26 protein-coding genes, 2 tRNA genes and 1 pseudogene are annotated in these 25,918 nt (G+C 61.9%); 15 read left to right on the top strand and 14 right to left on the bottom strand.

What is annotated here, in order from left to right:
• On the top strand, positions 1-229 hold a 229-nt coding region (locus tag ACW8PS_RS14855), incomplete at its 5' end, for a helix-turn-helix domain-containing protein (RefSeq protein WP_491528276.1).
• 12 nt (positions 230-241) lie between these two features.
• Here the strand turns inward: ACW8PS_RS14855 and ACW8PS_RS14850 are convergent.
• Complete coding sequence (locus ACW8PS_RS14850; protein ID WP_491528275.1) at positions 242-454, bottom strand: hypothetical protein; 213 nt, start codon at positions 452-454, stop codon at positions 242-244.
• Between the two features lie 142 nt (positions 455-596).
• Here ACW8PS_RS14850 and ACW8PS_RS14845 point away from each other — a divergent pair, with 142 nt between their 5' ends.
• Genes ACW8PS_RS14845 through ACW8PS_RS14830 form a run of 4 tightly spaced genes read left to right on the top strand, consistent with a single transcriptional unit; the run spans position 597 to position 3,012 of the window.
• Positions 597-1,667 (top strand): CaiB/BaiF CoA transferase family protein, encoded by a 1,071-nt coding sequence (locus tag ACW8PS_RS14845; protein ID WP_491528274.1) that lies wholly within the window; start codon positions 597-599, stop codon positions 1,665-1,667.
• 4 nt (positions 1,668-1,671) lie between these two features.
• The gene (locus ACW8PS_RS14840; RefSeq protein WP_491528273.1) at positions 1,672-2,103 is read left to right on the top strand and encodes a YeeE/YedE family protein; all 432 of its coding nucleotides are present in this window, start codon (positions 1,672-1,674) and stop codon (positions 2,101-2,103) included.
• 5 nt (positions 2,104-2,108) lie between these two features.
• Positions 2,109-2,549 (top strand): DUF6691 family protein, encoded by a 441-nt coding sequence (locus ACW8PS_RS14835; protein WP_491528272.1) that lies wholly within the window; start codon positions 2,109-2,111, stop codon positions 2,547-2,549.
• 19 nt (positions 2,550-2,568) lie between these two features.
• Complete coding sequence (locus tag ACW8PS_RS14830; RefSeq protein ID WP_491528271.1) at positions 2,569-3,012, top strand: protein tyrosine phosphatase family protein; 444 nt, start codon at positions 2,569-2,571, stop codon at positions 3,010-3,012.
• A gap of 91 nt (positions 3,013-3,103) precedes the next feature.
• Here the strand turns inward: ACW8PS_RS14830 and ACW8PS_RS14825 are convergent, their stop codons facing one another.
• Complete coding sequence (locus tag ACW8PS_RS14825; protein ID WP_491528270.1) at positions 3,104-3,763, bottom strand: NUDIX hydrolase; 660 nt, start codon at positions 3,761-3,763, stop codon at positions 3,104-3,106.
• Between the two features lie 648 nt (positions 3,764-4,411).
• On the opposite strand from ACW8PS_RS14825, the pseudogene ACW8PS_RS14820 reads away from it, so the two are divergent.
• From ACW8PS_RS14820 to clpX, 4 genes and pseudogenes are all read left to right on the top strand, one after another.
• Positions 4,412-4,774, top strand: a pseudogene (locus ACW8PS_RS14820) (toll/interleukin-1 receptor domain-containing protein); the annotation flags it as partial.
• 375 nt (positions 4,775-5,149) lie between these two features.
• Positions 5,150-6,733: a WD40 repeat domain-containing protein gene (locus ACW8PS_RS14815; RefSeq protein WP_491528280.1), complete on the top strand. Its 1,584-nt coding sequence runs from the start codon at positions 5,150-5,152 to the stop codon at positions 6,731-6,733.
• A gap of 114 nt (positions 6,734-6,847) precedes the next feature.
• Complete coding sequence (locus ACW8PS_RS14810) at positions 6,848-7,474, top strand: ATP-dependent Clp protease proteolytic subunit (RefSeq protein ID WP_491528279.1); 627 nt, start codon at positions 6,848-6,850, stop codon at positions 7,472-7,474.
• A gap of 176 nt (positions 7,475-7,650) precedes the next feature.
• Positions 7,651-8,916, top strand: coding sequence for an ATP-dependent Clp protease ATP-binding subunit ClpX (gene clpX, locus ACW8PS_RS14805; protein WP_491528269.1), 1,266 nt, complete (start codon positions 7,651-7,653; stop codon positions 8,914-8,916).
• A 151-nt stretch (positions 8,917-9,067) separates the two neighbouring features.
• Here clpX and ACW8PS_RS14800 read toward each other — a convergent pair whose 3' ends face one another.
• The 3 genes from ACW8PS_RS14800 to ACW8PS_RS14790 all read right to left on the bottom strand — a co-directional run bounded on the left by ACW8PS_RS14800 (position 9,068) and on the right by ACW8PS_RS14790 (position 11,856).
• Positions 9,068-10,060: a GT-B fold glycosyltransferase domain-containing protein gene (locus ACW8PS_RS14800; RefSeq protein ID WP_491528268.1), complete on the bottom strand. Its 993-nt coding sequence runs from the start codon at positions 10,058-10,060 to the stop codon at positions 9,068-9,070.
• 113 nt (positions 10,061-10,173) lie between these two features.
• The gene (locus ACW8PS_RS14795; RefSeq protein WP_491528267.1) at positions 10,174-11,535 is read right to left on the bottom strand and encodes an MmgE/PrpD family protein; all 1,362 of its coding nucleotides are present in this window, start codon (positions 11,533-11,535) and stop codon (positions 10,174-10,176) included.
• Between the two features lie 237 nt (positions 11,536-11,772).
• Positions 11,773-11,856: transfer RNA gene (locus tag ACW8PS_RS14790), tRNA-Tyr, on the bottom strand.
• Positions 11,857-12,031: 175 nt separating this feature from the next.
• On the opposite strand from ACW8PS_RS14790, the gene rlmB reads away from it, so the two are divergent.
• From rlmB to ACW8PS_RS14775, 3 genes are all read left to right on the top strand, one after another.
• Entirely contained in the window at positions 12,032-12,814 is a 783-nt protein-coding gene (gene rlmB / locus ACW8PS_RS14785; RefSeq protein WP_491528266.1) for a 23S rRNA (guanosine(2251)-2'-O)-methyltransferase RlmB, read from the top strand.
• Positions 12,815-12,991: 177 nt separating this feature from the next.
• Complete coding sequence (locus ACW8PS_RS14780; RefSeq protein ID WP_491528265.1) at positions 12,992-13,444, top strand: YHS domain-containing (seleno)protein; 453 nt, start codon at positions 12,992-12,994, stop codon at positions 13,442-13,444.
• A gap of 179 nt (positions 13,445-13,623) precedes the next feature.
• On the top strand, positions 13,624-14,097 hold the full coding sequence (locus ACW8PS_RS14775) for a CoA-binding protein (protein WP_491528264.1): 474 nt from the start codon (positions 13,624-13,626) through the stop codon (positions 14,095-14,097).
• A 25-nt stretch (positions 14,098-14,122) separates the two neighbouring features.
• Here ACW8PS_RS14775 and ACW8PS_RS14770 read toward each other — a convergent pair whose 3' ends face one another.
• The 3 genes from ACW8PS_RS14770 to hisA all read right to left on the bottom strand — a co-directional run bounded on the left by ACW8PS_RS14770 (position 14,123) and on the right by hisA (position 15,990).
• Positions 14,123-14,434, bottom strand: coding sequence for a phosphoribosyl-ATP diphosphatase (locus ACW8PS_RS14770; RefSeq protein WP_491528263.1), 312 nt, complete (start codon positions 14,432-14,434; stop codon positions 14,123-14,125).
• Entirely contained in the window at positions 14,431-15,192 is a 762-nt protein-coding gene (gene hisF, locus ACW8PS_RS14765) for an imidazole glycerol phosphate synthase subunit HisF (RefSeq protein ID WP_491528278.1), read from the bottom strand. Before hisF ends, ACW8PS_RS14770 begins: the two co-directional genes overlap by 4 nt.
• A gap of 81 nt (positions 15,193-15,273) precedes the next feature.
• Positions 15,274-15,990 (bottom strand): 1-(5-phosphoribosyl)-5-[(5-phosphoribosylamino)methylideneamino]imidazole-4-carboxamide isomerase, encoded by a 717-nt coding sequence (gene hisA / locus ACW8PS_RS14760; protein WP_491528262.1) that lies wholly within the window; start codon positions 15,988-15,990, stop codon positions 15,274-15,276.
• Positions 15,991-16,128: 138 nt separating this feature from the next.
• Here hisA and ACW8PS_RS14755 point away from each other — a divergent pair, with 138 nt between their 5' ends.
• On the top strand, positions 16,129-16,515 hold the full coding sequence (locus tag ACW8PS_RS14755; protein WP_491528261.1) for a DUF2147 domain-containing protein: 387 nt from the start codon (positions 16,129-16,131) through the stop codon (positions 16,513-16,515).
• Positions 16,516-16,615: 100 nt separating this feature from the next.
• Here the strand turns inward: ACW8PS_RS14755 and hisH are convergent, their stop codons facing one another.
• Positions 16,616-17,254 carry an imidazole glycerol phosphate synthase subunit HisH gene (gene hisH, locus ACW8PS_RS14750; RefSeq protein WP_491528260.1) on the bottom strand — a complete coding sequence of 213 codons (639 nt, stop codon included), beginning with the start codon at positions 17,252-17,254 and terminating at the stop codon, positions 16,616-16,618.
• A gap of 3 nt (positions 17,255-17,257) precedes the next feature.
• A complete protein-coding gene (hisB, locus tag ACW8PS_RS14745; protein ID WP_491528258.1) occupies positions 17,258-17,845 on the bottom strand; it encodes an imidazoleglycerol-phosphate dehydratase HisB in 588 nt (195 codons plus the stop codon).
• A 230-nt stretch (positions 17,846-18,075) separates the two neighbouring features.
• On the opposite strand from hisB, the gene ACW8PS_RS14740 reads away from it, so the two are divergent.
• Positions 18,076-18,918: a tetratricopeptide repeat protein gene (locus ACW8PS_RS14740; protein WP_491528257.1), complete on the top strand. Its 843-nt coding sequence runs from the start codon at positions 18,076-18,078 to the stop codon at positions 18,916-18,918.
• A gap of 114 nt (positions 18,919-19,032) precedes the next feature.
• Here ACW8PS_RS14740 and ACW8PS_RS14735 read toward each other — a convergent pair.
• Positions 19,033-19,107: transfer RNA gene (locus ACW8PS_RS14735), tRNA-Gly, on the bottom strand.
• Between the two features lie 131 nt (positions 19,108-19,238).
• Here ACW8PS_RS14735 and ACW8PS_RS14730 point away from each other — a divergent pair.
• A complete protein-coding gene (locus ACW8PS_RS14730; protein ID WP_491528256.1) occupies positions 19,239-20,165 on the top strand; it encodes a ketopantoate reductase family protein in 927 nt (308 codons plus the stop codon).
• Between the two features lie 26 nt (positions 20,166-20,191).
• On the opposite strand, the gene ACW8PS_RS14725 is transcribed toward ACW8PS_RS14730, so the two are convergent.
• The 3 genes from ACW8PS_RS14725 to ACW8PS_RS14715 form a co-directional block, all read right to left on the bottom strand.
• On the bottom strand, positions 20,192-20,572 hold the full coding sequence (locus ACW8PS_RS14725) for an MAPEG family protein (protein ID WP_491528255.1): 381 nt from the start codon (positions 20,570-20,572) through the stop codon (positions 20,192-20,194).
• 142 nt (positions 20,573-20,714) lie between these two features.
• On the bottom strand, positions 20,715-24,158 hold the full coding sequence (locus tag ACW8PS_RS14720) for a pyruvate carboxylase (protein ID WP_491528254.1): 3,444 nt from the start codon (positions 24,156-24,158) through the stop codon (positions 20,715-20,717).
• 284 nt (positions 24,159-24,442) lie between these two features.
• The gene (locus ACW8PS_RS14715; protein WP_491528253.1) at positions 24,443-25,588 is read right to left on the bottom strand and encodes an alpha-hydroxy acid oxidase; all 1,146 of its coding nucleotides are present in this window, start codon (positions 25,586-25,588) and stop codon (positions 24,443-24,445) included.
• Between the last annotated feature and the right edge of the window lie 330 nt (positions 25,589-25,918).

Genomic DNA, 25,918 nt, shown 5'->3' with positions numbered 1-25,918 from the left:
ACAGCTCGAGCGGCTCTATGAAAAGGAACTTGGTGACAGCCCGGCTCCGATCTATCGCGAAATGCGGATGGAGGCGGCCCGCATCGAGGTGCGCGACGGGCGCCGCCCGATGAAGGCCATCGCGGAAGATTTCGGCATGTCTCCGGCCGGGTTCTCGAAAATCTACCTCAAGCAATTCGGCGTCGCCCCCAGTGCCGACCGCCGCGCCGTGATCGAGGCCAGTCGCTAGGGCCAGGACCCGTTAACCCTGCATCGCTGGAGCGTTCGTCGGGAAATTGATCCCCCGGATCAATTTCTGATCCTCCTTACTTGCCGAAATATCAGTGGTTTGACGCGCGCCGGTAATGGTGGCTCCATTTTCAAGCGCGCCAAGACGCTGAGATGAAGGCAAATCAGCGTCCCTTGGATTTGGCGGATTTTCCCGCTGACTGCGTTCCAGGGCTTTGAAAATCACCTGGATTTACCTGCGCGCCTCACGCTTGGTCAGCGAAAAAATCTGCCAAACCAGTGGCGCAGGGTTAACGGGTCCTGGCCCTAAACGCTTGACCTTCCCGGCCTTGCCGCCATCCTGCCACCCGAAATGCAAGGAGCGGGATATGACTGATCAGCCCAGATCCGGCCCGTTGGCGGGGCTGCGCGTGGTCGAAATGGTGGGGCTTGGGCCGGGGCCGTTCGCCGGTATGCTGCTGGCCGATATGGGGGCCGATGTTCTGGCCATCGACCGGCCCGGCGGGGTGTCGATCAGCCTCAGCCATGATATCTGCCGCCGGGGCAAGGAATTCGTCGAACTCGATGTGAAGACCGATGCGGGCCACGCCGCGGCGCTTGGCCATATCGCCGGCGCCGATGCGCTGATCGAGGGCAACCGCCCCGGTGTGATGGAACGGCTGCGCCTTGGGCCTGACGAATGCCTGGCCCGCAACCCGCGCCTTGTCTATGGCCGCATGACCGGGTGGGGGCAGGAGGGGCCGCTGGCCCATGCGGCGGGCCATGACCTGAATTATATCGCCCTGGCCGGTGCGCTGCATCCGATGGGCGATGCCGGTGCCCCGCCGCCGGTGCCGCTGAACCTGGTCGGTGATTACGGCGGCGGCGCGATGTTTTTGGCCTTTGGCATTCTGGCGGCAGTTTATGAGGCGCAGCGATCCGGCAAGGGTCAGGTCGTCGATGCCGCGATGGTCGATGGGGCGTCACTGATGATGGCGATGTTTCATTCCCTGCAGGCGTCGGGTTGGTGGCAGCGCGACCGGGGCGCGAATTTTCTGGACGGGGCGGCGCATTTTTATGGCTGCTACGCCTGCGCCGATGGCAAATTTGTCTCGGTCGGCGCGATCGAGGCCCCGTTCATGGCGGTGCTTGTCGAAAAGGCGGGGCTTCCCCGGATCTGGCTTGAACGCCACATGGACCGCGCCGCCTGGCCGGTGCTGAAAACCGAGCTGAGCACGCTCTTTGCGACCAGAACACAGGCCCAATGGTGCAAGCTTCTGGAAGGGTCAGATGCGTGTTTTGCGCCGGTCCTGCCCTTCTGGGAGGCGCATCAGCACCCGCACGCAATCGCACGAAAGGCTTTTATTCGGCGCGAAGGCGTGGTTGAACCGGCCCCGGCCCCGCGTTTTTCGCGCAGCATACCCGATCTGGCGGGTCAGGGCGCAGCGACAGGAGAGTGACGAAATGGAAACCACCTTTACCCCCATCGCCAGCACCATAGGCGGATTGCTGATCGGCACATCCTCGGTGCTGTTGATGCTGACACTTGGCCGGATCATGGGGGCGACCGGCATTCTGGCCGGGTTTTTCACGCCTGCGTCACGCGATGATTTCCTGTGGCGCGCCGCGATGCTGGCGGGGATGATGACCGGCCCGTTGGTCTATCTGGCGATGACCGGCAGCTTACCGGCGGTTGAAATTCCGATCTCGACCCCGGTGTTGCTGATCGGCGGCTTCATCGTCGGGATCGGCGTCACATTCGGATCGGGCTGCACCTCGGGGCACGGGATTTGCGGCTTGGCCCGGCTGTCGCCCCGGTCGATTGCCGCGACACTGACCTTCATGGCCGCCACCGCCGTGACCGTCTATGTCATGCGTCACGTGATCGGAGGATAGGCCCCATGCGTATTCTGATTGCCTATGTGATCGGCACCGTATTCGGCCTCGGGATTTCGATCTCGGGCATGGCAAACCCGGCCAAGGTTCTGAACTTCTTCGACGTTGCCGGCACCTGGGATCCGAGCCTTGCCTTCGTCATGGCCAGCGGGCTGGCGGTAACATTCATCGGCTACCGGATGATCCTGGCGCGCCCGAGCGGGCCGATGTTCGAACAACGGTTCCTGCTGCCGGGTTCGGCGCGCATAGATGGCAAGCTGCTTGGCGGATCGGTCTTATTCGGTATCGGGTGGGGCATTTCGGGGTTTTGCCCCGGCGGGGTGCTGCCGGTGCTTGGGACCGGCCAGATTGAGGTGGTCCTGTTTGTCGGCGCGATGGTCGCAGGCATTTTCGCGGCCCGTGCGCTGATGAATTTCCGCAATCCGGCAACGCCGACGCAAGCCTGAGGCAGAAGGGTGTCTGCGAATGCAGGCCAATGAAAAGGTAAAGATGATGGACATCAAGACGATCGACGACAGCCTTTCGGTGTCGGCGCAAATCCGAGCCGAGGATGTGCCGGCGATTGCCGCGGCCGGGTTCCGGTCGATCCTGTGCAACCGGCCTGATGGCGAGGGTTCGGATCAGCCCGATTTCTCCGAGATCGAAGCCGCCGCCCAGGCTGCGGGGCTTGCAACCTGGTTCCAGCCCGTGATTTCGGGCAATGTGACGGATCAGGACAGCGCCGATTTCCGGGCGGCACTCGCGGCGCTGCCCAAGCCTGTCTTTGCCTATTGCCGCACTGGCACCCGTTGCGCGATATTGTGGTCGCTCAGCCAGGCGGGGCAGATGCCGGCCGATCAGATCATGCAGGCGACGCGGGCTGCGGGCTATGATCTGGCGGCACTGGCCCCGCGCCTTGGCACGGCTTGAGGTCGCGGGCCATTGTCGGCACCAGGTTTGGCGACGGGGCAGGGCATGGATGCGCCGGAATGCTCTGTGATCGGAAATTGCTGTTGCAGGGTCAGGTCTTGAGGGAATAGAGCGCTGCGGGCCGATGCCGCCCGCCGGATGTTTTTTCCTTCAGATCTTCCAGTTCCCAATTGGCGGCAATCCATTTGCGGAAATTACGCTTGTCCAGAGGCTCGCCCCTCAGCGTCTCAAACACCGCCTGCGCCTGCGCCAGCGTAAATTTCTGCGGCAGAAACTGGAATGCGGCCAGCGCGGTCTCAGTAACGCGGTTGGTGACCTTGTCGGCCAGACGCGCCCGTGCATCGGCCAGGATCATGTCATGATCAAAGGCCAGTTCCGGCAGCTCGTTCATATCAAACCATCGCGCGTCCGACGCATCGGTGGAGGCGGCAAGGATGATCGTATCGGACGGCACCAATGCCATGAAAGCCACCGTGATCACCCGTTCGCGCGGGTCGCGGTCTGGCTTGCCATAGGCCCCAAGCTGTTCCAGCGGCATGCCCGATACGCCGGTTTCTTCCGCCAGCTCACGCGCGGCACCGGTTTCCAGATCCTCATCCATCTTGATAAAGCCGCCGGGGATCGCCCAACTGCCCTGAAAAGGTTCGATCAGACGCTGGATCAGCAGAACATTCAATTTGCCGTCGCGGATCGAGAAAATGCAGATATCTGCCGTGACCGCCGGATGCGGATAGTCATAGGTATAGCTCATGGGTGATCAGTTCACCGGCAATTGCGCTTGCCGGTCCTTTCGTCTCAGGCCCTGTCCCCGGGCAATTTGTATGTGTCGATTTCACACATAATTTGCCGGACCCGTCAATAGGGTTGGCCGGCCCTTCGGGACAGAAAGGGCCGGCCGGACGATCCGGGAGAGGGGGACAGGGAGAAGAACGGATCGTCATCTCGGAAGGAGGAAAATGCTTTGAATTAAGGGTCCGTGTTCAGAGGGGTTCAAGGGGCAGGTGGGTTTGGAAAAGTCGGGTCATAAGGCGTTGGTCGAAATAAGGGTTGCGACAATTGACTGCAGGGCGACGATCCGAGGGGGCAGCGGGTGCAGGGTCATGGGGCTGTCCTTCTTTTCGTCTGTCCGCAAGTGGCGGCGTTGGGGGGAGGGCGCCGTTTGTCGCGTCCGGTTGATGAGACTGTTATGCCAGATCTTAAAAGTGTTGTAAATACACTAATATGAAAAAGAACCTGCATTTTCCCGGAATATTCAGCAAGATACTGAATTTTATACGTTCTTTTCCGGTGGTTTCCACGGATTCCCCAGATGGGCCGGTCAGGAAATTGATGAACATTCGGTTTCCAAACCACCCAGGGGCTGGATTTTTTGATCTGTGCAGGTCTTGATGGCGCCCTGATGACCGAGAGATCCCGAATCTTCATTTCCTATTCGCACAAGGATACGGAACGCGCCGATTTCCTGTGCGAGGGGCTGCGTGATCGCGGTCATCCGGTCTTTATCGACCGCGAAGGGATATTTGAGGCCGAACATATCACGACGCGCATCCGGGACATGATCCAGGGCTCGGATGTGGTGTTGCTGGTTCTGGGCCCGAACTGGATCACGTCGCCGGCCTGCAAGATGGAGATGCATCTGGCGCTGGATCTGAACAAGCGCATCCTGCCCGCCGCGTTCGAGGATGTGGGCCCAAGCCTTCCCGAGGAGATCCGCGAGATCAACTATGTCCGGTTTTACGGGCGTGGCGGCGATTGGCCCGACGCGCTGGAACGGGTGGACCGGGCGCTGGACCGCGATATCGAATGGGTGCGCGACCATACCAGATATGGCGAACTGGCCAGCCGGTGGCTGCGCGGTGCCGGGGCCGAACCGCGCGGGCGCGAATTGCGCGACATGCAGGCCTGGATCCGGCGTCAGCCGCGCGGTGCCCCGGAGCCGACCGAGGCCCATTGGACCTTTCTCAAGGCCGGGCTCAGGCAGCGAAAAATCACCCGCTGGATCACCAATATCGGCCTGTCAGTGGCGGTTGCCGCCAGCGTGATCACGGGGTTTTTCTGGGTTTCGAACCGGCAATGCGAATTTCTGCGCGACAGTGCCAGCCGGGCCGAAACGCGCGAGCCGGTGGCGGCCATCCAGATGATCCTGCCAAGTGCCGCGATGTCGCTCTGCCGGGCCGAAGATGCCTGGCTGGAGGTGTTCGGTCAATTGGGCCGGGCGGTGCGCGACCAACGGTTGCGCGCGTCCGTCACGCTGGCCGGACCCCCGCCGCTATTCGCCGATTTCCTGCCCGGGTCAGATTACATCGTCACGACCGGTGTCGATGATGCCGTGATCGTCATCGATTCCGAGACCGGGCTGACGCTGGACGATCAATTGGCGACGCCTGCGCCCGACCTTGCCCCGCGCATTGTGCAAGATCAGGGCCAGTTCATTTTGCTGCGCGACACCCGCGCTGCGGTCTGGAACCCGGAAACCGGTGCCGTATCGGGCCTGCCATATCAGGGCCGCGAACGGGTGCTGGCCGCCGCCCTCAGCCCGGGTCGCGATACGCTGGTCGTGGCCACTGCGGGCAACCGGTTGCGGTTTCATTCGCTGATATCGGGCCGGGCTTTGCGCCCGCCGATTGATCTGGGTGGCGAAATCTCGGCGCTTTCATTTGTGCCCCACAGTGCCCGGATCGTGGTCGCTGTGGGCCGTCAGCTGCGGGTGATTGATCTGGCACCGGCCTTCAATGGGCGCGACGCAGGTCAGATCCGTGTGCTGGACATGCCGGGCCGCATTTCCACGATCTCGGTCTCGGCCGATGGCAGCACCGTTGCCGCGGCGTCGGGCAATCAGGCCGGGGCCTGGGATCTGACCACATTCGACGAACTTCTGATGCCGCGCGCATTGTTTCAGGAAAACGAGGAGATCCGCAGCCTGGGGCTGGCCCCGGATGGCCTGCGCATGGTGATCGGAACCAGCCGGAATCGGGCGCAGGTTCATGATGTGGCGACCGGCAAGGACCTGTTCAGCCTTCCGGGCCATCGCAGCCCGGTGCGTCTGGCCCGGTTTTCGCCGCAGGGTGATGTCGTGATGACCCAAGGCACGTCCGGGGTCATGCGGTTTTACGATGTGACGACCAACCAGTTGGACAGCTCGGTCTCCGAGCAAATGATCGAGGCCGTGATCAACACGAGCGAGGCCGGGCTGAATGTCTCGGCGGGGCGACTGGAGGCCATCGGGCTGGAAATCATCGTGCTGCCCAATCAAAGAAGAGTTCTGGCGCTGCGTCATGCGATAGAAGAAGCGCCGCCCTTCTATAATAACCGTCTGCCCCATGATGGGGTTGTCACTTCGATGGCGTTGTCACCCGATGAACGGCTGCTGGCGACCGGGGCTGATGACGGGCGGGTCCGGATCTGGGACACGCAGACCGGCATTTTGCTGTATGGGTTTACCCATTCGCTCGATGCGCTGGCCCCGTTTGTGGGGGCCGATTTTGCGCCCGATGGCGATCATGTGATTTCATGGGACAGCAATGGCGAACGTCGGGTCTGGACGATCGAACCGTTGCAGGGCGATCTTTTCCAGACAGCCTGCCGGTTGCTGCCGCTGCAAGACGGGGTGCGTTTGATCGAACCGGACGCGGATCCTTCGATTGAATTGGCCGATGATCCGTGCAGTTCGGTGCGGTTTTTGCCCAGGTGGGGCGCGGTATTCGGGTTGGGCATTGACTGAGCCGATGCGGTTTTGTCGGTGGCAAGCGACCGTTTCCGGCAGAGCGCCCCTTGCGGCCCCCCGCGCGCAACCATAAGATTCCCCGCAATGCATATCAAACCCGAGGCAGGCCCGATGCAAGACCCCCATGAATTTTATATGAACACGCTGGTCCCAATGGTGGTCGAACAGACCAGCCGGGGCGAACGCGCCTATGACATCTTTTCACGCCTTTTGAAGGAGCGGATCATTTTCCTGACGGGCCCGGTCCATGACGGCATGTCCAGCCTGATCGTGGCGCAGCTGCTGCATCTTGAGGCGGATAACCCGTCAAAGGAAATCAGCATGTATATCAACAGCCCCGGCGGTGTCGTGACCTCCGGATTGTCGATCTATGACACCATGCAATATATCAAACCCAAGGTCTCCACGCTGGTTGTGGGGCAGGCGGCGTCGATGGGGTCACTGCTGCTGACGGCGGGTGAGCCGGGCATGCGGTTTTCGCTGCCCAACAGCCGCATCATGGTGCATCAGCCATCGGGCGGCTATCAGGGCCAGGCCACGGATATCATGATCCACGCCGCCGAAACGCAAAAGCTGAAGGACCGGCTGAATCAGATCTATGTCAAGCATACCGGGCAGAAGCTGGACAAGGTCGAGCAGGCTCTGGAGCGGGACAATTTCATGGATTCCGAACAGGCCAAAGACTGGGGTCTGATCGACGAGATTGTCGAGAGCCGCCCGACAACGGACGATAAATAACTTGTGCCTGCGGGGCCGCTGATGGTCGCGCAGGCGTTTACATTGTGGTTCCGGTTCTGGTGCATTTTGACATTGTGGAGCGGTTTGGGCTGCTTTAGGCTTGGCCGGACAGTAGCAAAGGGCCGCAAGCGCGCCCGCACAGCCGCAGCGCAAAACCCGGTTTGAGGTAAGATATCATGGCAAATTCATCCGGTGGCGAATCGAAAAACACGCTCTATTGCAGCTTTTGCGGCAAGAGCCAGCATGAGGTGCGCAAGCTGATCGCGGGCCCCACTGTCTTTATCTGTGATGAATGTGTTGAACTGTGCATGGACATCATCCGCGAGGAAACCAAATCGGCCGGTCTGAAGGCTGCCGATGGGGTGCCCGCTCCGAAAGAGATCTGCGAAGTCCTGGACGATTACGTGATCGGGCAGAGCCATGCCAAGCGTGTGCTCTCGGTCGCGGTTCACAACCATTACAAACGCCTGAACCATTCCGGAAAATCCGAGATCGAACTGGCGAAATCCAACATCCTGCTCATCGGGCCCACCGGTTGCGGCAAGACGCTGCTGGCGCAAACGCTGGCGCGCATTCTGGATGTGCCCTTTACCATGGCCGACGCCACCACGCTGACCGAAGCGGGTTACGTGGGCGAGGATGTGGAAAACATCATCCTGAAGCTGTTGCAGGCCAGCGAATACAATGTCGACCGGGCGCAGCGCGGCATCGTCTATATCGACGAGGTCGACAAGATCACCCGCAAATCCGATAATCCCTCGATCACCCGCGATGTTTCGGGCGAAGGCGTGCAGCAGGCGCTGTTGAAGATCATGGAGGGCACCGTGGCCTCGGTGCCGCCGCAGGGCGGGCGCAAGCATCCGCAGCAGGAATTCTTGCAGGTTGATACCACCAATATCCTCTTTGTCTGCGGCGGGGCCTTTGCCGGGCTCGAAAAAATCATTGCGGCGCGGGGCAAGGGCTCGGCCATTGGGTTCGGGGCCGATGTGAAAGATGAAAGCACCCAGGGCATCGGCGAGATGTTCCAGAAGCTCGAGCCTGAGGATCTGCTGAAATTCGGCCTGATCCCGGAATTTGTTGGCCGCCTGCCGGTGATCGCCACGCTGACCGATCTGGATGAGGATGCGCTGGTCACCATCCTGACGCAGCCCAAGAATGCGCTGGTCAAACAGTATCAGCGGCTTTTCGAGATGGAAGACAGCAAGCTGAAGTTTACCGATGATGCGCTGAAAGCCATCGCCAAGCGCGCCATTGCCCGCAAGACCGGCGCGCGCGGCCTGCGCTCGATCATGGAAGATATCCTGCTCGATACCATGTTTGAATTGCCGGGCACCGAGGGTGTCGAAGAAGTGGTTGTGAACGAAGAGGCCGTGACCTCGGATGCGCAGCCGCTGCTGATCTATGCCGAGCGCAAGAAAGGCGAATCGGCGACAGCGGGCTGACAGGGTTTTCGGTTTTTTTGACCAGATTGTCCCGCTGCTGGCGCAGCGGGGCCGGTTTGTCGGTGCCCGTTGAAATGCAATATGTCTGATCAGGACCGGTGCCCGGTGGCGGGCTGCGGGAGTGAGTATTTATGGCAAAGAAGAAAAGGCGTTATCTGAGCCAGAGCCTTTCGCGCTTGAGCCGATTGCGGATCGCCTGTTCCTTGCGCGGCAGGTTGGCCTGATCGAAGAGCGCGCGCGCTTTTTGCCCTTTTCCCTGATAGATCATCCGGCGCATCGGTTCATAGGCTTTCAGCACTTTCTTGATCCAGTTGGGCGCGCTGACCTCTTCCAACACGTCAATGACGCGCTGATCTGCGCGGGCATAAAGCAGCGGCAGAACCCTGTAATGGCAGGTGGTCTTGCCATCCAGCCAGCCGGGTTCCAGCGCATTGCGCCCGCCGCCCAGGGAATGGATCACCAGGGGCAATGCGACCTGATCCAGCCAGGGATCCATGACCTGGCAGACCAGTTCCTTTGGTGGGTTGTCGCGGATTTCCAGGGCGTATTGCAGGAAGCGATCGCCAAAGGCATGCGGGCATTTGTAGTAGAAAAACCCGGCGTTGAAATAGAGGTAGCGGCGCCAGTGTTCATCCGGCTGGCTGAGGTCCAGCGAGCTTTCGAAATCGAGCCCGAACCGATCATAAAGAGATTTCCAGATCTGGCTGAAGCCCGGCCCGTAAAGCTCCAGTTGCGGCCAGGTGCCTTCGACCTTGAGCGAGGCCGAAGGGCGGTCGAAATCAAACGGCACCTGGGTCAGATCACCCATCACCAGCGTGTCGGTGTCGAAGAACACGAAAGCTTCGCCTTTGGGCAGGGCCCGCAGCATCTCGATCTTGTTGCCATAGGGGTAGCTTTCGCCAAAATGGGCGCAGTCGAAGGGCAGGATTTCGGCTTTCAGCCGATCCAGCAGCGCGCGCAGCTCAGCGTCGCCCATTTTCGGGTTGCCGGACCAGGTTGGGCCCGGTTGCGGTTCGGCGACGATCAGCCTGCCTTTGAAATCGGGATTGGCGGCGCGAAACGAGGCCACGAACAGCGCCGCTTCATATTGGAGCCGTCCGTTTTGCCCCACCACGACGACATTGAATTTATTGGGGTTTGCCATACTGCCTGCCACCCGATTTCGAGGTTTTGCGGCGCAGTCTAACCAGCCCGGTTCGGCCTGACCATGCGAAAGATGTCGGATTGGCAGGTGCGAAGAGACAAGGGGCAGGTCGGTCAGTGCGGTGGCGGTGGCGTGAGAAGGAGATCGAGCAGCTGTGCGAAGCTGTCGCCATCCAACGTATCGAAACCTCTACAAAGCGTGGCAATTTCAGTTGCCTGCGATCGCCCCCAGACGGGGTCTGCGAATATGTGGAATTTGCTGTCAAGCTCGGCATCGCTGAGCGGTTGATCCCCATCGCCGCGCGGCGTTGCGGGGGGGGCGGTCAGGCGTTTGCCATTTTGCAGCACCAGCGTCACCTGGGCCCATCTCTGTTTCACGCTGCGCGCGGTCATCTCGGCGTCGTCAATAAGCGTGGTGGCGCGGCTGATGCGCAGGATCTCAGGGTCGTTCAGTGTATCGGGCGTCAACTCGGCCGGGCCGAATCTGCCTCGTAGGATCATGGTGGCGACCGGGAAGGCGATGGAATAGGCCAGTTCATCCAGCGTTTTGGGCTGATGCCCCGCCAGCCTTGTGGCGTAGTGAAAGGTGCGGATTTCGACGCCCGCCACTTCGCCGGGCGACAGCGCATGTTCGCGCATCAGGGCCTGCACCGCATCCATTGACGGATGCGCCCACCGGCAACAGGGGTAGAGCTTGTAATGCGTGTGCTCCAGCGTCAGCCAGTCGGACCCCAGGCTTGCCCAATAGGGTGCGGCGGCCTCGCTTTCGCAGGTCAGGGCAGGGGCACCGGTAAAGCCTTCGCGCGCCAGATAGGCGGCTGTCACCCCGGTGGGTGCGCCCCACCCGACACCGTCGCGCACCATGGTGGGAAAATCGATGCAACGCATCATCTGGCTGCGTGGCCCGTGATATTCGGCAATGCCCGCGGCATGGCGGATCTGGTCGGGCGTGGCCCCAAGCATGCGCGCCACGGTGGCGGCCACGCCAACAGCCGTCCAGGAACCCGAACTGTGGTAATCGGGGCATGTCGCGTGCTGGACCTGCCCGGCGCGATAGCTGACCTCATATGCCAGCGCCAGCCACAGCGCAAAATCGGCCCCGGTAATCGGCTGCCCGCCCGCCCGCAACGCATCGGCCACCGCCAGGAGCGCGGGAAAAACGGCCGACCCGGCATGGCCCTTGTTGGGGGTGGTGCCATCATGCGCGTCGATACTGTCGATCATGAAGCCGCCGGCCATGGCCGCCCCTGCCGGGCTGACTGCGCGCCCATCCAGCAGCATTCTGGCCGCGCCCGCGCCGCCCGGACCGAACAGGGCCAGCGCACCGCGCCGGGCGATATCCGATAGCTCGGTGGTCGATCCAATGGCCGCCACGCCCATCGTGTCGAGAAAGCTGCGCCTGAGCAGCCTCAGCAGCGCCTCGGGCAGATCGTCATAGCCAAGCGTGGCGGTGAAGGCATCCATGCTGCGGGTCATGTTTCAAGCCCTTCTTCAACGTGGCCGAGGACGCGCGGATGTATCGGAGCCTTGCTCATGCGCCAGAAGATGCGCATAGGAACCGATTATGCCACATGATCGTGAATAGAGTTATCGAGCTCAGCAAGCCATCGGAATTTTCATCTGATCCGCCAACGGATCTGCTGCGCCGGGGCGCGCGTGACCTTCTGGCGATGGCGCTGCAGGCTGAGCCAGCGCCGGTATCGTTATGGAGAATGGTGGGCGACCCTGGAATCGAACCAGGCGTGCGTCTCCGCGAGGGAGTTACAGTCCCCTGCCACACCTTGCGGCCTGTCGCCCAACGAGCGACGGGATAGCGGCCTGCCCCGGTAGGGTCAATACGAAAACCGACCGGGACAAACGGAATGTATCGGCCGGATTTGGGGTCGGCGCGACCATGCGTCGTTTCCTTTTCCCCTTTACCTGGCGGCGCGGGGCAGGCTAGGCCTGCCGGGCACAGGGAAAGGGCAGGGACATGGCGCAGAAGAAACCCACTTGGGTGATCGACAAGGAACGCGCCAAAAAGGCGTCGGCGGCGGAAACCGTCTGGCTTTTCGGCCTGCACGCGGTGCGCGATGCGTTGTTGAACCCGGACCGGGTCAAATTACGGCTGGTGGTGACCAGGAATGCCGCCGACAAGCTGACAGATGCCATAGCCAATTCGGGGATCGAGGCCGAAATGGCCGATCCGCGCAAATTTCCGGTGCCGCTGGACCCGGGATCGGTGCATCAGGGGGCCGCGCTTGAAGTCAAGCCACTGGATTGGGGCGCGCTGGCGGATCTGTGCGAACCGGGGCAGGCCTCGCCCAGGCTATTGCTGCTGGACCGGGTCACCGACCCGCATAATGTGGGGGCGATCCTGCGGTCGGCGGAAGTGTTCGGGGCGCGCGCCGTTATCGCGCCGCACCGCCATTCGGCCCCTGAAACCGGTGCTTTGGCAAAAACAGCCTCGGGCGCGCTGGAACGCCAGCCCTATCTGCGGGTCAGGAATCTGGGCGACGCAATGCTTACCTTGCGCGACATGGGCTATACGATCTTGGGTCTTGATGGCGAGGGTGAGGTTGAGATCGACAGCCTTGCCGCTGGTCTCAAGAACCTTCCGGTGGCGCTGGTTCTGGGGGCTGAAGGTCCCGGCTTGCGCCAGCGCAGTCGTGAACTGTGCCATCACCTGGTGCGCATTCCCTATGCGGGCGATTTCGGCTCGCTCAATGTCTCCAATGCCGCCGCCGTGTCGCTCTATGCCGTGACCCGCGCATAAAGGGCTGCGGCGACCACCAAGATTGTCACCTGTTGCTATCGCGCCAGCAAGACCGTGCTGAGACTGACCGCGCGCGGCGGGCCTGACGTCTGATCACAGCTGCGTCAGGGGGGGCTTTCATTCCGGCCCCGGCATGGCAAGCTGTCAACAGCCCCACATTCCCGAAGGATATGTCTCATGCTGTCGCGTCGTTCCGCCCTCGGCCTTCTGGTCGCAACCCCCGCCGCGCTGGCCGCTTTGCCGGCGTTCTCACAAACCGCGCCGGTGTTTTCCGAAAATGATATCGCCCTGCGCGGTGCCGATCCGGTGGCCTATTTCACCGAAAGCACCCATCGCATCGGCACTGCGCAAAACGCCACCATGTGGAACGGGACAACCTGGCATTTCACATCCGCCGCGAACCGCGATGCCTTTGTCGCCGATCCCGAAGCCTATGCGCCGCAATATGGCGGCTATTGTGCCTTTGCGATGTCGCGCGGCTCTATCGCGTCCTCCGTGCCTGAGGCCTGGACCATTTTTGAAAACCGGCTCTACCTGAATTTCTCGCTCTCTGTGCGGACGCAATGGGCGCGCGACATTCCCGGCAATATCGTGCTGGCCAACCAATACTGGCCCGACATTCTGGCCTGACCCCGTCGACAATCACAAAACTGTGTGTGCCCTTTGAAATCTGGAATAAGTTGCCTATTTATCACGTATGGCGGCCAGTTCGGAACACTGGTTTCGCCCATCACTGTCCCTCGTTCCGTACTTGCGCCTGCCCGTGCTAGACATGCGGCAGGCGCTTTTTTTGAGGCAGGGCAGGGGACATGACACAGATACCATCGGACAGGCTACTGAGGAAAATTCTGACCGAAAGCCGCAGCTTCGCCTGTGTCGGCCTGTCGCCCAATCCGGTGCGCCCGTCGCATTATGTGGCGCGCTACCTGTCGCTCAGGGGGTTTCGCATTCTGCCGGTCAATCCCGGCCATGTCGGGCGCGAGATGTTTGGCGGCGTATGCGTGGCCCGCCTGTCCGACATCACCGAACCTGTGGACGTGGTCGATATCTTTCGTCGGTCTGAAGAAGTGCCCGCCATTGTCGATGAGGCGCTGGAGCATCTGCCCGGGTTGAAAACCATCTGGATGCAGGTCGGTGTCACGCATCCGCAGGCCGCCGCCAAGGCAGAGGCTGCGGGCGTGCAGGTAATCCAGAACCGCTGCCCGAAGATCGAATATCAGCGCCTGTTCGGTGAGCTCAGGATGGGCGGTTTCAATACCGGGATCATCAGCTCGAAACTATAGGCGCGCGCGTAGCGCCCCGAAACCCTCAGGAACGACCGGCTTTTTCGTCAAGGCCCGACCGGCCCGCGCGCCGGTCCAGCTCATCGAGAACATCCGATAGCGGCACGTCGCGCGCGGCCAGCATCACGGCCAGATGATACAGCACATCGGCCGCCTCTGCGGTCAATCGGGCCCGGTCGCCCTTGACCGCTTCAATGATGGCCTCGACCGCCTCCTCGCCGAATTTCTCGGCGCATTTTTCCGGGCCTTGTGACAGCAGCCGTGCCGTCCAGGAGCTTTCGGGATCAGCCCCTTTGCGGGCCTCGATGGTGGCGGCAAGCCGGTCAAGCGTGGTCATGTCATCCTCATCGGAATTCCTGCAGCCGCCATATGGGCCTTGGCCTCGGCAATGGTGAAATCCCCGAAATGGAAGATCGAGGCCGCCAGCACGGCGCTGGCCCGGCCCAGGGTCACGCCCTCGACCAGATGATCCAACGTGCCGACCCCGCCCGAGGCAATCACCGGCACCGGCACCGCATCCGATATCGCGCGCGTCAGCGGCAGGTTGAACCCGGCCCGGGTGCCGTCACGGTCCATCGAGGTCAGCAGGATCTCTCCGGCACCTTTTTCCACCATGGTGCGGGCAAATTCGACCGCATCAATGCCGGTGGGTCTGCGCCCGCCATGGGTGAAGATCTGCCACTTGCCGGGGGCGACGGTCTTGGCGTCGATGGCCACCACGATGCACTGGCTGCCGAACTTGTCGGCGGCGCGCGCAATCACGTCAGGGTCGGCCACGGCGGCCGAATTGAAGCTGACCTTGTCGGCCCCCGCCAGCAGCAGATTGCGCACATCATCAACATTGCGCACGCCGCCGCCAATGGTCAGCGGCATGAAACACTGTTCGGCGGTGCGCGTGGCCAGATCATACATCGTGCCGCGGTTTTCATGCGTGGCCTTGATGTCGAGAAAACAAAGCTCATCCGCGCCCGCCGCATCATAGGCACGGGCCGACGCCACAGGGTCGCCGGCATCCACCAGATCGACGAAATTCACGCCTTTGACAACGCGCCCGTCGGCCACATCAAGGCAAGGGATGATCCGGGTTTTCAACATTGGCAGGCAGCGATCCAGTAGGTGTGTCACCTCTTACGAAGGCGCGCCCCGAATTGCAATGAAACGAAGAAAGACCTGGGCTCAGGCCAGCGCCTTCAGTGCTGCGCCCAGATCCAGTGCCCCGTCATAAAGCGCCCGGCCCGAAATCGCGCCCGATATCACGCCGGTGTCACGCAGCGCCTCCAGATCGGCCAGCGAGGAAACCCCGCCCGACGCAATCACCGCAATATCGACGGCGCGCGCCAGATCGGCAGTGGCCTCCACATTCGGCCCCTGCATGGCCCCGTCACGGTTGATGTCGGTGTAGATGATCGCGGCCACGCCGGCATCCTCAAAGCTGCGCGCCAGATCGGTGACCATGATATCGGTCTCCTTGGCCCATCCGCGGGTGGCAACGCGGCCCTCGCGGGCATCCAGGCCGACAGCCACCTTGCCGGGGAATTCACGGGCAGCCTGGCGCACCAGATCGGGATTTTCCACCGCGACCGTGCCCAGAATGACACGCGCAATGCCGCGCTCCAGCCAATGGGCAATCGTCGCCATGTCGCGGATGCCACCGCCCAGTTGCGCGGGCACCGTTGTGGCAGCCAAAATCGCCTCGACCGCGGCCCCATTCACCGGCGCGCCTGCAAAGGCGCCGTTCAGATCAACCAGATGCAGCCAGGCGCAGCCCGCATCCTGAAATGCGCGCGCCTGCGTGGCGGGGCTGTCGGAAAAGACGGTGGATTTCGCCATATCGCCACGCAGCAGGCGCACGGCCTGGCCGTCTTTCAGGTCGATCGCGGGGTAGAGGATCATGGGCCGGGCCTTTCGCGGAATGCTTGTATGCGCCCTTTTGCCGAAACCGGCCCGCCTTGCCAAGGCAACCCTACGTCAATCTTGCCAGATAGGCAGTCCTGCGTGCAGCATTGCCGCATTACGCAGGGAGTATGAAAAATGAAACAACTGATTTTGTCCGCGCTGGCGGTCATCATGTCAGCGGGCATGGCCGTTGCCGATCCGCTGGAAGGAACCTGGCGCACAGCACCCGATGACAATGGCAATAGCGGGCTGGTCGTCGTGGCCCCGTGCGAGGATGCCCTTTGCGGCACGTTGACCACGGCCTACGATTCCAGCGGCGAAGTGATGCAATCACCCAATATCGGGCGTCTTATCATCTGGGACACGCGACCGCGTGGTGCCGGCGAATATCGCGGCCGGGTCTATTCGCCTGATCGCGACCGAACCTATAATTCCCGTCTGATGCTGACAGGCGACACGATCACTGTATCGGGCTGCGTTCTGGGTATCTGCCGAAACGGTGGCACCTGGACCCGGCAATAGAAGCACAAACCTGCCTTCTTTGCGCGCCAAATATCCCTGGGAGCGCGAGGGGCTGGCCCCTCGCATCGGTCGGCGCGGCGAAGCCGCGCCGAAACCCTTTCTATGGCCGCCATCCCAGAAAATTACGGATCATCCGCAGACCGGCGCGCTGGCTTTTCTCCGGATGAAATTGCATGCCGATCACATTTTCCCGTGCCACGATCGCCGTAACCGGCCCGCCATAATCGACATGCGCCAGCACATGGGCCGGATCATCAACCCGCATGGCATAGGAATGCACGAAATAGGCGTGGTCGCCGGTTGAAATGCCCTCCAGCACCGCATGGGCCCGGTCAATCACCAGATCATTCCAGCCCATATGCGGCACCTTCAGCGACATATCCGCAGGCGCGATCTTCACCACCTCGCCCGGAACCCAGCCAAAGCCCTCCACATTCTCATATTCGCGGCCCCAAGAGGTCAGCATTTGCATGCCGACACAGATCCCCAGAAACGGAACACTGCGGGTTTGAACGGCCTCGATGATGGCCTCTTCCAGTCCCGGTATCGCCTGCAACCCCCGCCTGCAGGCCGGAAATGCACCGTCGCCCGGCAGCACGATCCGTTCGGCGCGGGCCACCATGTCGGGGTCGGCACTGACCACAACAGGCCCATGGCCGCCCTCGGCCGCCATGCGTTGAAACGCTTTTTCCGCCGAATGCAGATTGCCGCTGTCATAATCGACCAGAACCGTGGTCATGGCCTACAGGCTTCCCTTGGTCGAAGGGATGGCATCGCGTTTTCGCGGGTCCGCCTCCACCGCCATGCGCAAGGCCCGCGCCACGGCCTTGAACGCGGCCTCGGCGATGTGATGGCTGTTGAGCCCGTGCACCTGGTCGATATGCAAGGTGATACCGCCATGCGTGCTGAAGGCCTGAAAGAATTCGCGCACCAGCTCGGTGTCAAAACTGCCGATCCTGGCGGTGGGCAGGGCGACATTCCAGACCAGATAGGGCCGGCCGGATAAATCCAGCGCAGCACGCACCTGCGCATCATCCATCGGCAGGTGACATTCGCCATAGCGCCGGATACCGCGTTTGTCGCCAAGGGCTGCGCTCAGCGCCTGACCAAGCGCGATGCCGACATCCTCGACCGTGTGGTGATCGTCGATATGCAGGTCGCCGGCACAGCGTATCGTCATGTCGATCAGGGAATGGCGCGAAAGCTGGTCCAGCATGTGGTCGAAAAACCCCACCCCGGTCTGGTTGTCATACTGCCCGCTTCCGTCAAGGTTTACCTCGACGCTGATATCGGTTTCAGCCGTTTTTCTGGTGATCGTTGCGCTGCGCATGGCGGCTCCGCTTGTTGCTTGCTGGCCTTATAGGGCGGGCGGGGTGCCGGGAAAAGAGAGCATTGTCGCATCATGGAACACTGTGATTGCAATGCCCCGCCACCCTATGGGGGATTTGGCGATCTGGCGGACCCGTCCTATCCTGTCCCGATATTCGTGATTCCATCAAAACTTCAGGGCCGTGCCGCCATTTCCATTTGCCGCCCGATATTGAACCAGGGAGGTTTTCCATGCCCATGCCCCGTTTTCCGCGTCTCAGATTTGCTGTTGCAACCAGCCTCATCCTTGCGCTTTCCGCCCCTGCCTGGGCGCAATCCGCTGTCATCTCAACCTATGGCAATCTTGAGGTGACGATAATCGGCAACGGCTCGATTGGTTCGCGTCAAGGTGCCTCGGGGATCGAGGCGCGCCTGAATGATCATCTGGTGATCATTGGTCGCGACAGTATCATGATCGACGGTCAAGCCTTTGCGGTGACCGCAGAATCCACTGTGGAGATCAGTGGGCTTGATGGGTTTTCTGTCACTGTCGATGGCACGGAAATCAGCCTCTCAAGCGAAATTGAGCAGTTGATGGCCGTGGCCGCCGCGGGCGATCCCGGGGCGCAGAACAATCTGGGCAATCGCTATTTCAATGGCAATGGCGTGGATCAGGATTACCAGCGCGCCCACGAATTTTATCTGCTGGCCGCAGATGCAGGCCTGCCGGAGGCCCAGTCCAACCTTGCCTATTCCTATTGGAATGGCGAAGGCGTCGAGCTGGATGATGATGAGGCAATGCGTCTGGCGCAACTGGCGGCAGATCAGGGCAATGCAATCGGGATGCGCCTTGTCGCGCTTGGGTATTTCCACGGGCGCGGGTTTGTTCAGGATCGGGCCCGGGCGGCGCAGCTTTGGGCCGAGGCCGCCAATCTGGGCGACCCCGTATCGGCCTATAACATGGGCATTGTCGTTCGCGATGGTGACGGCGTGCTGGCCGATGATGGGTTGGCGATCTTATGGTTTGAGCGCGCCGCAGAACTTGGCCATGCACAGGCTGGTGACCGCCTGAGCGAAATGCGGGCCCTGCAATAATCCTGCGCTCCGATGGCCCGGCGCTGTTGCGGCTTGTTCCGGTATTTGCTCAGCCACATCACGATCAGATCGGCGCAAGAAAAAGCCCGGCCAAATGGCCGGGCCTTTTTAACTTGGAGCGGGCGATGAGATTCGAACTCACGACCCTAACCTTGGCAAGGTTATGCTCTACCCCTGAGCTACGCCCGCATCCATGGCGCGGTATTTAGTGAGCGGCGCAGGGGGCCGCAAGGGGAAATTTACCCGCGCACGGGTTTTTCTGGATTTGTGCGCCCGCATGCGGAAGGGTGCGACCCTCAGGATGTATAGGGGATTGAGCAATGAAAATTGTGGTCATGGGGGCCGGTGCCATCGGCGGCTATTTCGGCGCGCGGCTGGCTGCAGCCGGGCACGTGGTCACGCTGGTCGCGCGCGGGCCGCATCTGGCGGCGCTACAGAAAAACGGCCTGACCCTGCACAGCCCGATGGGTGATCTGCACCTGCCCGATATTCGCGCCGTTGGCGATATTGCCGACGCAACCCCGGCCGATATCATCCTGTTCATGGTCAAGAATTACGATGTCGAAGACGCGGCCCGGTCGATCAAACCGGCGCTGCAGCCTCAGACCATGGTAGTTACCTGCCAGAACGGTGTCAGCGCGCCCGCACGCCTTGCGGCCATCATCGGGCAGCGCCATGTCGTGCCGGGCGTGGCGCGGCTGCCGGGCGATATCTCTGCGCCCGGTGTCATCCGCCATTCGGCGCCGTTCGACGCCTTGAGCTTTGGCGAATTTGACGGCGGCCAATCGTCCCGGTGCGACGCCTTCGCGGCGGCGCTGGACGGGGCAGGGTGCAGCCCTAGGCAGCCCGCCAACATCCATCATGATCTTTGGGCGAAGTTCATCATGCAGGCCAGCTTCGCCTCGATCACGGCGTTGACACGGCTTGATATCGGGCCGCTCAGATCCTGCCCCGATACGGTGACGCTGTTTCACGATGCCATGGCAGAAACCGAGGCCGTCGGTCGCGCGGTAATGCCGGATCTGCCCCGGGGGCTGGCGTCCGTCGCGTGGGATATCCTGGACAATCGGCTGCCCGATCACACGCATGCCTCGATGCTGGATGATCTTTTGCGCGGCAAACCCATTGAGAACGCCTGGTTGTCGGGCGATGTTGCGCGGCTTGGGGCGGCGCATGGCGTTGCGACCCCGATCCATTCCGCCTTTGCCCGCGCGCTGGTGCCGTTTGAGGCTGGCGGCCTGGCCTGACGCCTGCGCCTTGACCCGCGCGGATGTCAGAACAGCGCCAGGCCGATATTGGCAAGAGCGGTCACGCTGATCATCGCCAGCGTCAGATACATGCCCCATATGCGCGCCGGTATCACTTGCGGCGTCGAACCAAAGCCATAGGCATGCAGCAACCGACCCGCCAGCAACATCAGACCAAAGACATGCAGCAGCCAGATCGGCACCCCCTGCATCTCTGACATCAGCAGCAACAGCGCACCGATGGGCGCGTATTCGGCGCAATTGGCCTGCGTGCGCATCGCCTTCAGCACCAGCTTGTCGCCGCCATCCCCGACCGATATTTTCTGACTACGCCGGGCCAGAACCACACGGTAGCTGAGAAAAAGAAAGAGCAGGGCCAGAAGCCCGGTGTAAAGAGGTGTGACCATGGGGGGCACCTTTTTCTAGATATGCAGATGTCCTGCGCAGGCAATGTGGAGCTTTTGCGATGGTCTGGCAACTGTGCCTTCACGCGGGCCTCTACCGCGTGTCGCGCGCCAGCAGCGCGGCGGCAGGCAGGGCACGGGTGGTCTATTCCAACTCGATCAGCAGATCCTTGGCGTCAATCTGGCCACCGGGGCTGACATGGACCGCTGCCACCACCGCGTCGCGGTCGGCATGGATGCCGGTCTCCATCTTCATTGCCTCGATCGTCAGCAGCAGATCACCCGTCTTGATGCTCTGGCCGGGTTTCACGCCAACCGTGGCCACCACACCGGGCATCGGCGCGCCGATATGTCTGGCATTGCCAAGCTCGGCCTTGGGTCGTTTGGCGGTGGCGCTTTTGATCTTGCGGTTGGGCACCCGGATGACGCGGGGCTGGCCGTTCAGCTCAAAAAACACCTTGGCCTCGCCATCCTCATTGGTTTCACCGACAGCCTGCAACTGGATCACCAGCGTCTTGCCGGGGTCGATCTCGGCCTCGATCTCTTCGCCGGGTTGCATCCCGTAAAAGAAGGTGCGCGTCGGCAATGTGCGCACCGGCCCATATTCGGCGTGGCGTGCCATGTAATCGGTATAGACCTTGGGATACATCAGATATCCGTTCAGATCCTCGTCATCGACCTCCGTGCCGACAATGGCCGCCACTTCGGCCCGCGTCGCCTCAAGATCGACGGGGGGCAGATGCTTGCCGGGGCGTTCGGTCATCGGGGCCTCGCCTTTCAGCGCCTTTTTCAGGATCGCCTCGGGAAAACCGCCCGGCGGCTGGCCCAGATTGCCGCGCATCATGTCGATGACGCTGTCGGGAAAGGCCACATCGGTGCCCGGGTCTTCCACATCGGCGCGGCTGAGGCCCTGCGCCACCATCATCAGCGCCATGTCACCCACCACCTTTGACGATGGCGTGACCTTGACGATATCGCCGAACATCTGGTTCACATCCGCATACATCTGCGCCACCTCGTGCCAGCGTTCCTCAAGCCCCAGGGACCGCGCCTGCGCCTTCAGGTTGGTGAACTGACCGCCCGGCATTTCGTGCAGATAGACCTCGGAGGCCGGGGCCTGAAGGCCGCTCTCAAAAGCCGCATATTGTCCGCGCACGGCCTCGAAGTAATCGCTGATCTCGCGGATCGCCCGGATATCCAGCCCGGTATCGCGGTCGGTATGTTTCAGCGCCTCAACCACGGAACCGAGCGTCGCCTGGCTGGTATTGCCGCTGAAGCTGTCCATCGCACAATCGACAGCATCGACGCCGACCTCGGAGGCGGCAAGGATCGTGGCGCAGGCGATGCCCGCCGTATCATGGGTGTGGAAATGGATCGGCAGGCCGACCTCCTCCTTCAAAGCCTTGATCAAGATCCGGGCAGCGGCGGGTTTCAGCAGCCCGGCCATGTCCTTGAGCCCCAGAACATGCGCCCCCGCGGCTTTCAGATCCTGCCCCATCGCAACATAGTATTTCAGATCATATTTGGCGCGCTCGGGGTTCAGGATATCACCGGTATAGCAGATCGTGCCTTCGCAGATCTTGTCTGACGCCTGCACCGCATCCATCGCGACGCGCATGTTTTCAACCCAATTCAGGCTGTCAAACACCCGAAACACATCGACCCCGGTTTCGGCGGCCTGTTTCACAAAGGATTCGACCACATTATCGGGGTAATTCGTATACCCCACCCCGTTCGAGGCCCGCAGCAGCATCTGCGTCATCACATTGGGCAGGGCTGCCCGGATGTCGCGCAGCCGTTGCCAGGGGCATTCCTGCAAGAACCGATAGGCCACGTCAAAGGTGGCCCCGCCCCAGCATTCGACACTAAAGAGACCGGGCAGATTGGCGGCATAGGCCGGCGCGGCCTTGATCATGTCGATGGATCGCATGCGGGTGGCCAACAGGCTTTGATGCCCGTCGCGCATGGTCGTGTCGGTGATCAACAACTGCTTTTGCGCCGCCATCCAATCGGCCACCGCCTGCGGGCCTTTGTCCTGCAACAGATTGCGGGTGCCATAAATCGGCGTGTCGCCCAATGCCACCTTCGGCGGGCGGGCCGGTTTCAGATCGGGCTTGGGCGCGGCGCGGCCTTCGGTTTCAGGGTGACCGTTCAGGGTGATGTCGGCAATATAGGTCAGGATCCGCGTCGCGCGGTCGCGTTTGGCGCGGAACTCGAACAGCTCGGGTGTTTCGTCGATGAAGGTCGTGCTGTATTGATAATTGACGAAGGTCGGGTGCTTCAGCAGGTTTTCGACAAAGGCGATATTGGTGCTGACGCCGCGGATGCGAAACTCGCGCAAGGCCCGGTCGATGCGCGCAATCGCGGCTTCGGGGGTCGGGGCCCAGGCGGTGACCTTTTCCAGCAGGCTGTCGTAATAGCGGGTGATCACCGCGCCGGAATAGGCGGTGCCGCCATCGAGCCGAATGCCCATGCCGGTGGCCACCCGATAGGCGGTGATGCGGCCATAATCGGGGATGAAATTATTGGCCGGGTCTTCGGTGGTGATCCGGCATTGCACCGCGTGGCCATCCAGCTTCACATCATATTGGCTGGCCACACCGGTGGCCTCGACCAGGCTCTTGCCCTCGGCAATCAGGATCTGCGCGCGCACGATGTCGATGCCGGTCACTTCCTCGGTGACCGTATGTTCGACCTGCACCCGGGGGTTCACTTCGATGAAGAAGAACGCGCCGCTGTCCATATCCATCAGGAACTCGACCGTGCCGGCGCATTCGTAATTCACATGCTCGCAGAGCTTTTTGCCAAGGCGGCAGATCTCTTCGCGTTGCGCTGAGCTGAGATAGGGTGCCGGCGCGCGTTCCACCACTTTCTGATTGCGCCGCTGGACCGAACAGTCGCGTTCATAAAGGTGGTAGATCTGGCCATGGCTGTCGCCCAGGATCTGCACCTCGACATGGCGCGCGCGGGTGATCATCTTTTCCAGATAGCCCTCGCCATTGCCAAAGGCGGCTTCCGCCTCACGGCGGCCCTCTCGCAGCTTTTCCTCCAACTCGTCGGGGCCGTGGATCGGCCGCATGCCGCGCCCGCCGCCGCCCCAGGAGGCTTTCAGCATCAAGGGATAGCCCACGGCCTCGGCCTGGCTGCGGATGACCTCCATATCATCGCCCAACAGCTCGGTCGCGGGGATCACGGGCACGCCCGCCTCGATCGCTATGCGCCGGGCGCTGGCCTTGTCGCCAAGCTGGCGCATGGTTTTTGCCTTGGGGCCGATGAAGGTGATGCCGCTGGCCGCACAGGCATCGACGAATTCGGGGTTTTCCGACAGCAGCCCATAGCCCGGATGGATCGCATCCGCGCCACATTCCCTTGCCACGCGAATAATGTCTTCGATGCTCAGATAGGCCGCCACCGGCCCCAGACCTTCGCCGATCTTATAGGCCTCATCGGCCTTGAACCGGTGCAGGGACAGCTTGTCCTGCTCGGCATAGATGGCGACGGTGCGCTTGCCCATTTCATTGGCCGCACGCATCACCCGAATGGCGATCTCGCCGCGATTGGCGATCAGGATTTTCTGAAACTCGGCCATGAATTGCCCCCTCTGGTTCCGGTGGCCCGGACGCTAGGTCAAAATTGCTGCGCTGCCAATAGGCTGGCACCGATCACATTGCATATGCAGCGTTAGCGGTAACAATTTCAGTCTTTCCGGCCTGATCAGGCGGCGCATAGCGCGCATATTAGCGATCTGGCTCAGGGTCCAAATGCAAGAACCGACATTTCGCGCGCATTCCTCGACGGGGTCGAGATAGCAGCTTTCGCGCTTCGGTTAGCATGTTCGCGGTGGCATTGGTAATAAGATATCACCAAATCGGGTCAATCTGTCCTGCCGATAATCAGCCGCCCGGGCAGATCCGCCAGATTGCGCGCACCGATCTGGCCCATGCATGACGCCATGTCGGCCACCAGCATGTCATGCAGATGCCCAGGCCCCGCCGCCCCAAGCGCGCCAAGCGCATAATGCCAGGCCCGTGCCATCATCACGAAATCCGCCCCCAGGGCCAAGGCCCGCAAAATATCGAGCCCGCCTTCGACACCGCTGTCGAAAATCACCGGCAGCGATGTTGTTTCCCGAATCGCAGGCAGCGCCTCGATCGCGGACAAGGCCGCGTCAAACTGCCGCCCGGCATGGTTCGACACCCAGATCGCATCGACCCCCGCCGCCTCAAGCCGGGGCACGTAGCGCGCATCCATCACCCCCTTGACCACCAGCTTGCCGGCCCATTGGCGGCGCAATTCCTCCAGATAGGCCCAATCGGGTGCCGTGCGCAGCAGATAGCCGATATGCGCGGTCGAGGGCAGACGGCCGGTGGTCTGGGAATATTTGTCCAGAAAGCGCATCCGCGGCCGCCCTGCGCGCAGCGTGCCGGCCGCCCATGCCGGGCAAAGGGCCACCTGCGCCATCAGGCGCGGCGTCAGGCGGGGCGGTTGCACCAACCCGCCCCGGGTCTGACGTTCACGGCGCGAGGCGACCGGCACATCGACGGTCAGCACCAATGTCTCGAACCCGGCCTCACGCGCCCGGGCCAACATATCAGTGCGAATATCCGCGTCGTGCGGTGGATAGAGCTGGAACCAGCCCTGACCCTGCGCAATCGGGCCAATGACCTCCGGCAACTCGGTGGCAACGGTCGATAATCCGTAAGGGATGCCCAAAGCACCGGCATGGGCCGCCAGCAGGCGCTCGGCCCGGGGCCAGATCAGGCCCGACATGCCAACCGGCGCAATCCCGAACGGCACCGGGTAGCTGCGCCCCATCAAAGAACAGCTCAGATCTGCCGCCCCTTCCCCCTCCAGAATCGCGGGGTGAAACAGAACCTCATCCAGCTTGACACGGTTGCGGCGCAATGTGGCTTCGCGCCCGGTGCCGCTATCGAGATACTCCCAGACAAAATGCGGGATGCGCGCCCGCGCGCGCGCCTTCAGATCGGAAAGACCGGGATATCGGCTGTGCAAATCCATCTCCGGCACCCAACCGCGCCCTGCGGCCCCTGTCCAGACCCATTCACCCGATATCAAGGTTAATGCACCCGCCCCGCTTCTTTGCGCAACAAATATCCCCGCCCATTGCCCGGCAGGCGGCGCATGCCGCCGCAAGGGGAGGCTCCTGCCCTCACCACGGGTACAAGGGCGGGCGCAGGCAGAACAGAGTGTGAACAAGGCTTTAATTCATCTTCAGCCTGCGCTAGGTTCGCGCGTATGGATATTTTCGATGATGAAACCGCCTTTGCCTCGGCCTCGCTATCGGCGCGTGCCATGGCCGCGCGGCCGCAGCCCTATCTTGACGGGCTG

It is taken from the genome of Alterinioella sp. (assembly GCF_058343375.1).
Note: the sequence above shows the minus strand (reverse complement) of the source record. Positions and strands in the feature narration are given on the sequence as shown.

Coding starts and splice junctions, on each gene's coding strand:
- ACW8PS_RS14770 (WP_491528263.1), bottom strand. CDS start 14,434: ATGACCACGCTTGACCGGCTTGCCGCCACCATCGAGGCCCGCAAAGGG.
- ACW8PS_RS14740 (WP_491528257.1), top strand. CDS start 18,076: ATGCCCATGCCCCGTTTTCCGCGTCTCAGATTTGCTGTTGCAACCAGC.
- rlmB (WP_491528266.1), top strand. CDS start 12,032: ATGGCGCAGAAGAAACCCACTTGGGTGATCGACAAGGAACGCGCCAAA.
- ACW8PS_RS14715 (WP_491528253.1), bottom strand. CDS start 25,588: ATGGATTTGCACAGCCGATATCCCGGTCTTTCCGATCTGAAGGCGCGC.
- hisB (WP_491528258.1), bottom strand. CDS start 17,845: ATGCGCAGCGCAACGATCACCAGAAAAACGGCTGAAACCGATATCAGC.
- ACW8PS_RS14775 (WP_491528264.1), top strand. CDS start 13,624: ATGACACAGATACCATCGGACAGGCTACTGAGGAAAATTCTGACCGAA.
- ACW8PS_RS14755 (WP_491528261.1), top strand. CDS start 16,129: ATGAAACAACTGATTTTGTCCGCGCTGGCGGTCATCATGTCAGCGGGC.
- ACW8PS_RS14825 (WP_491528270.1), bottom strand. CDS start 3,763: ATGAGCTATACCTATGACTATCCGCATCCGGCGGTCACGGCAGATATC.
- ACW8PS_RS14780 (WP_491528265.1), top strand. CDS start 12,992: ATGCTGTCGCGTCGTTCCGCCCTCGGCCTTCTGGTCGCAACCCCCGCC.
- ACW8PS_RS14835 (WP_491528272.1), top strand. CDS start 2,109: ATGCGTATTCTGATTGCCTATGTGATCGGCACCGTATTCGGCCTCGGG.
- ACW8PS_RS14845 (WP_491528274.1), top strand. CDS start 597: ATGACTGATCAGCCCAGATCCGGCCCGTTGGCGGGGCTGCGCGTGGTC.
- ACW8PS_RS14840 (WP_491528273.1), top strand. CDS start 1,672: ATGGAAACCACCTTTACCCCCATCGCCAGCACCATAGGCGGATTGCTG.
- hisF (WP_491528278.1), bottom strand. CDS start 15,192: ATGTTGAAAACCCGGATCATCCCTTGCCTTGATGTGGCCGACGGGCGC.
- ACW8PS_RS14725 (WP_491528255.1), bottom strand. CDS start 20,572: ATGGTCACACCTCTTTACACCGGGCTTCTGGCCCTGCTCTTTCTTTTT.
- ACW8PS_RS14810 (WP_491528279.1), top strand. CDS start 6,848: ATGCAAGACCCCCATGAATTTTATATGAACACGCTGGTCCCAATGGTG.
- ACW8PS_RS14800 (WP_491528268.1), bottom strand. CDS start 10,060: ATGGCAAACCCCAATAAATTCAATGTCGTCGTGGTGGGGCAAAACGGA.
- ACW8PS_RS14795 (WP_491528267.1), bottom strand. CDS start 11,535: ATGACCCGCAGCATGGATGCCTTCACCGCCACGCTTGGCTATGACGAT.
- ACW8PS_RS14815 (WP_491528280.1), top strand. CDS start 5,150: ATGATCCTGCCAAGTGCCGCGATGTCGCTCTGCCGGGCCGAAGATGCC.
- ACW8PS_RS14730 (WP_491528256.1), top strand. CDS start 19,239: ATGAAAATTGTGGTCATGGGGGCCGGTGCCATCGGCGGCTATTTCGGC.
- ACW8PS_RS14720 (WP_491528254.1), bottom strand. CDS start 24,158: ATGGCCGAGTTTCAGAAAATCCTGATCGCCAATCGCGGCGAGATCGCC.
- hisA (WP_491528262.1), bottom strand. CDS start 15,990: ATGATCCTCTACCCCGCGATCGACCTGAAAGACGGCCAGGCCGTGCGC.
- hisH (WP_491528260.1), bottom strand. CDS start 17,254: ATGACCACGGTTCTGGTCGATTATGACAGCGGCAATCTGCATTCGGCG.
- clpX (WP_491528269.1), top strand. CDS start 7,651: ATGGCAAATTCATCCGGTGGCGAATCGAAAAACACGCTCTATTGCAGC.
- ACW8PS_RS14830 (WP_491528271.1), top strand. CDS start 2,569: ATGCAGGCCAATGAAAAGGTAAAGATGATGGACATCAAGACGATCGAC.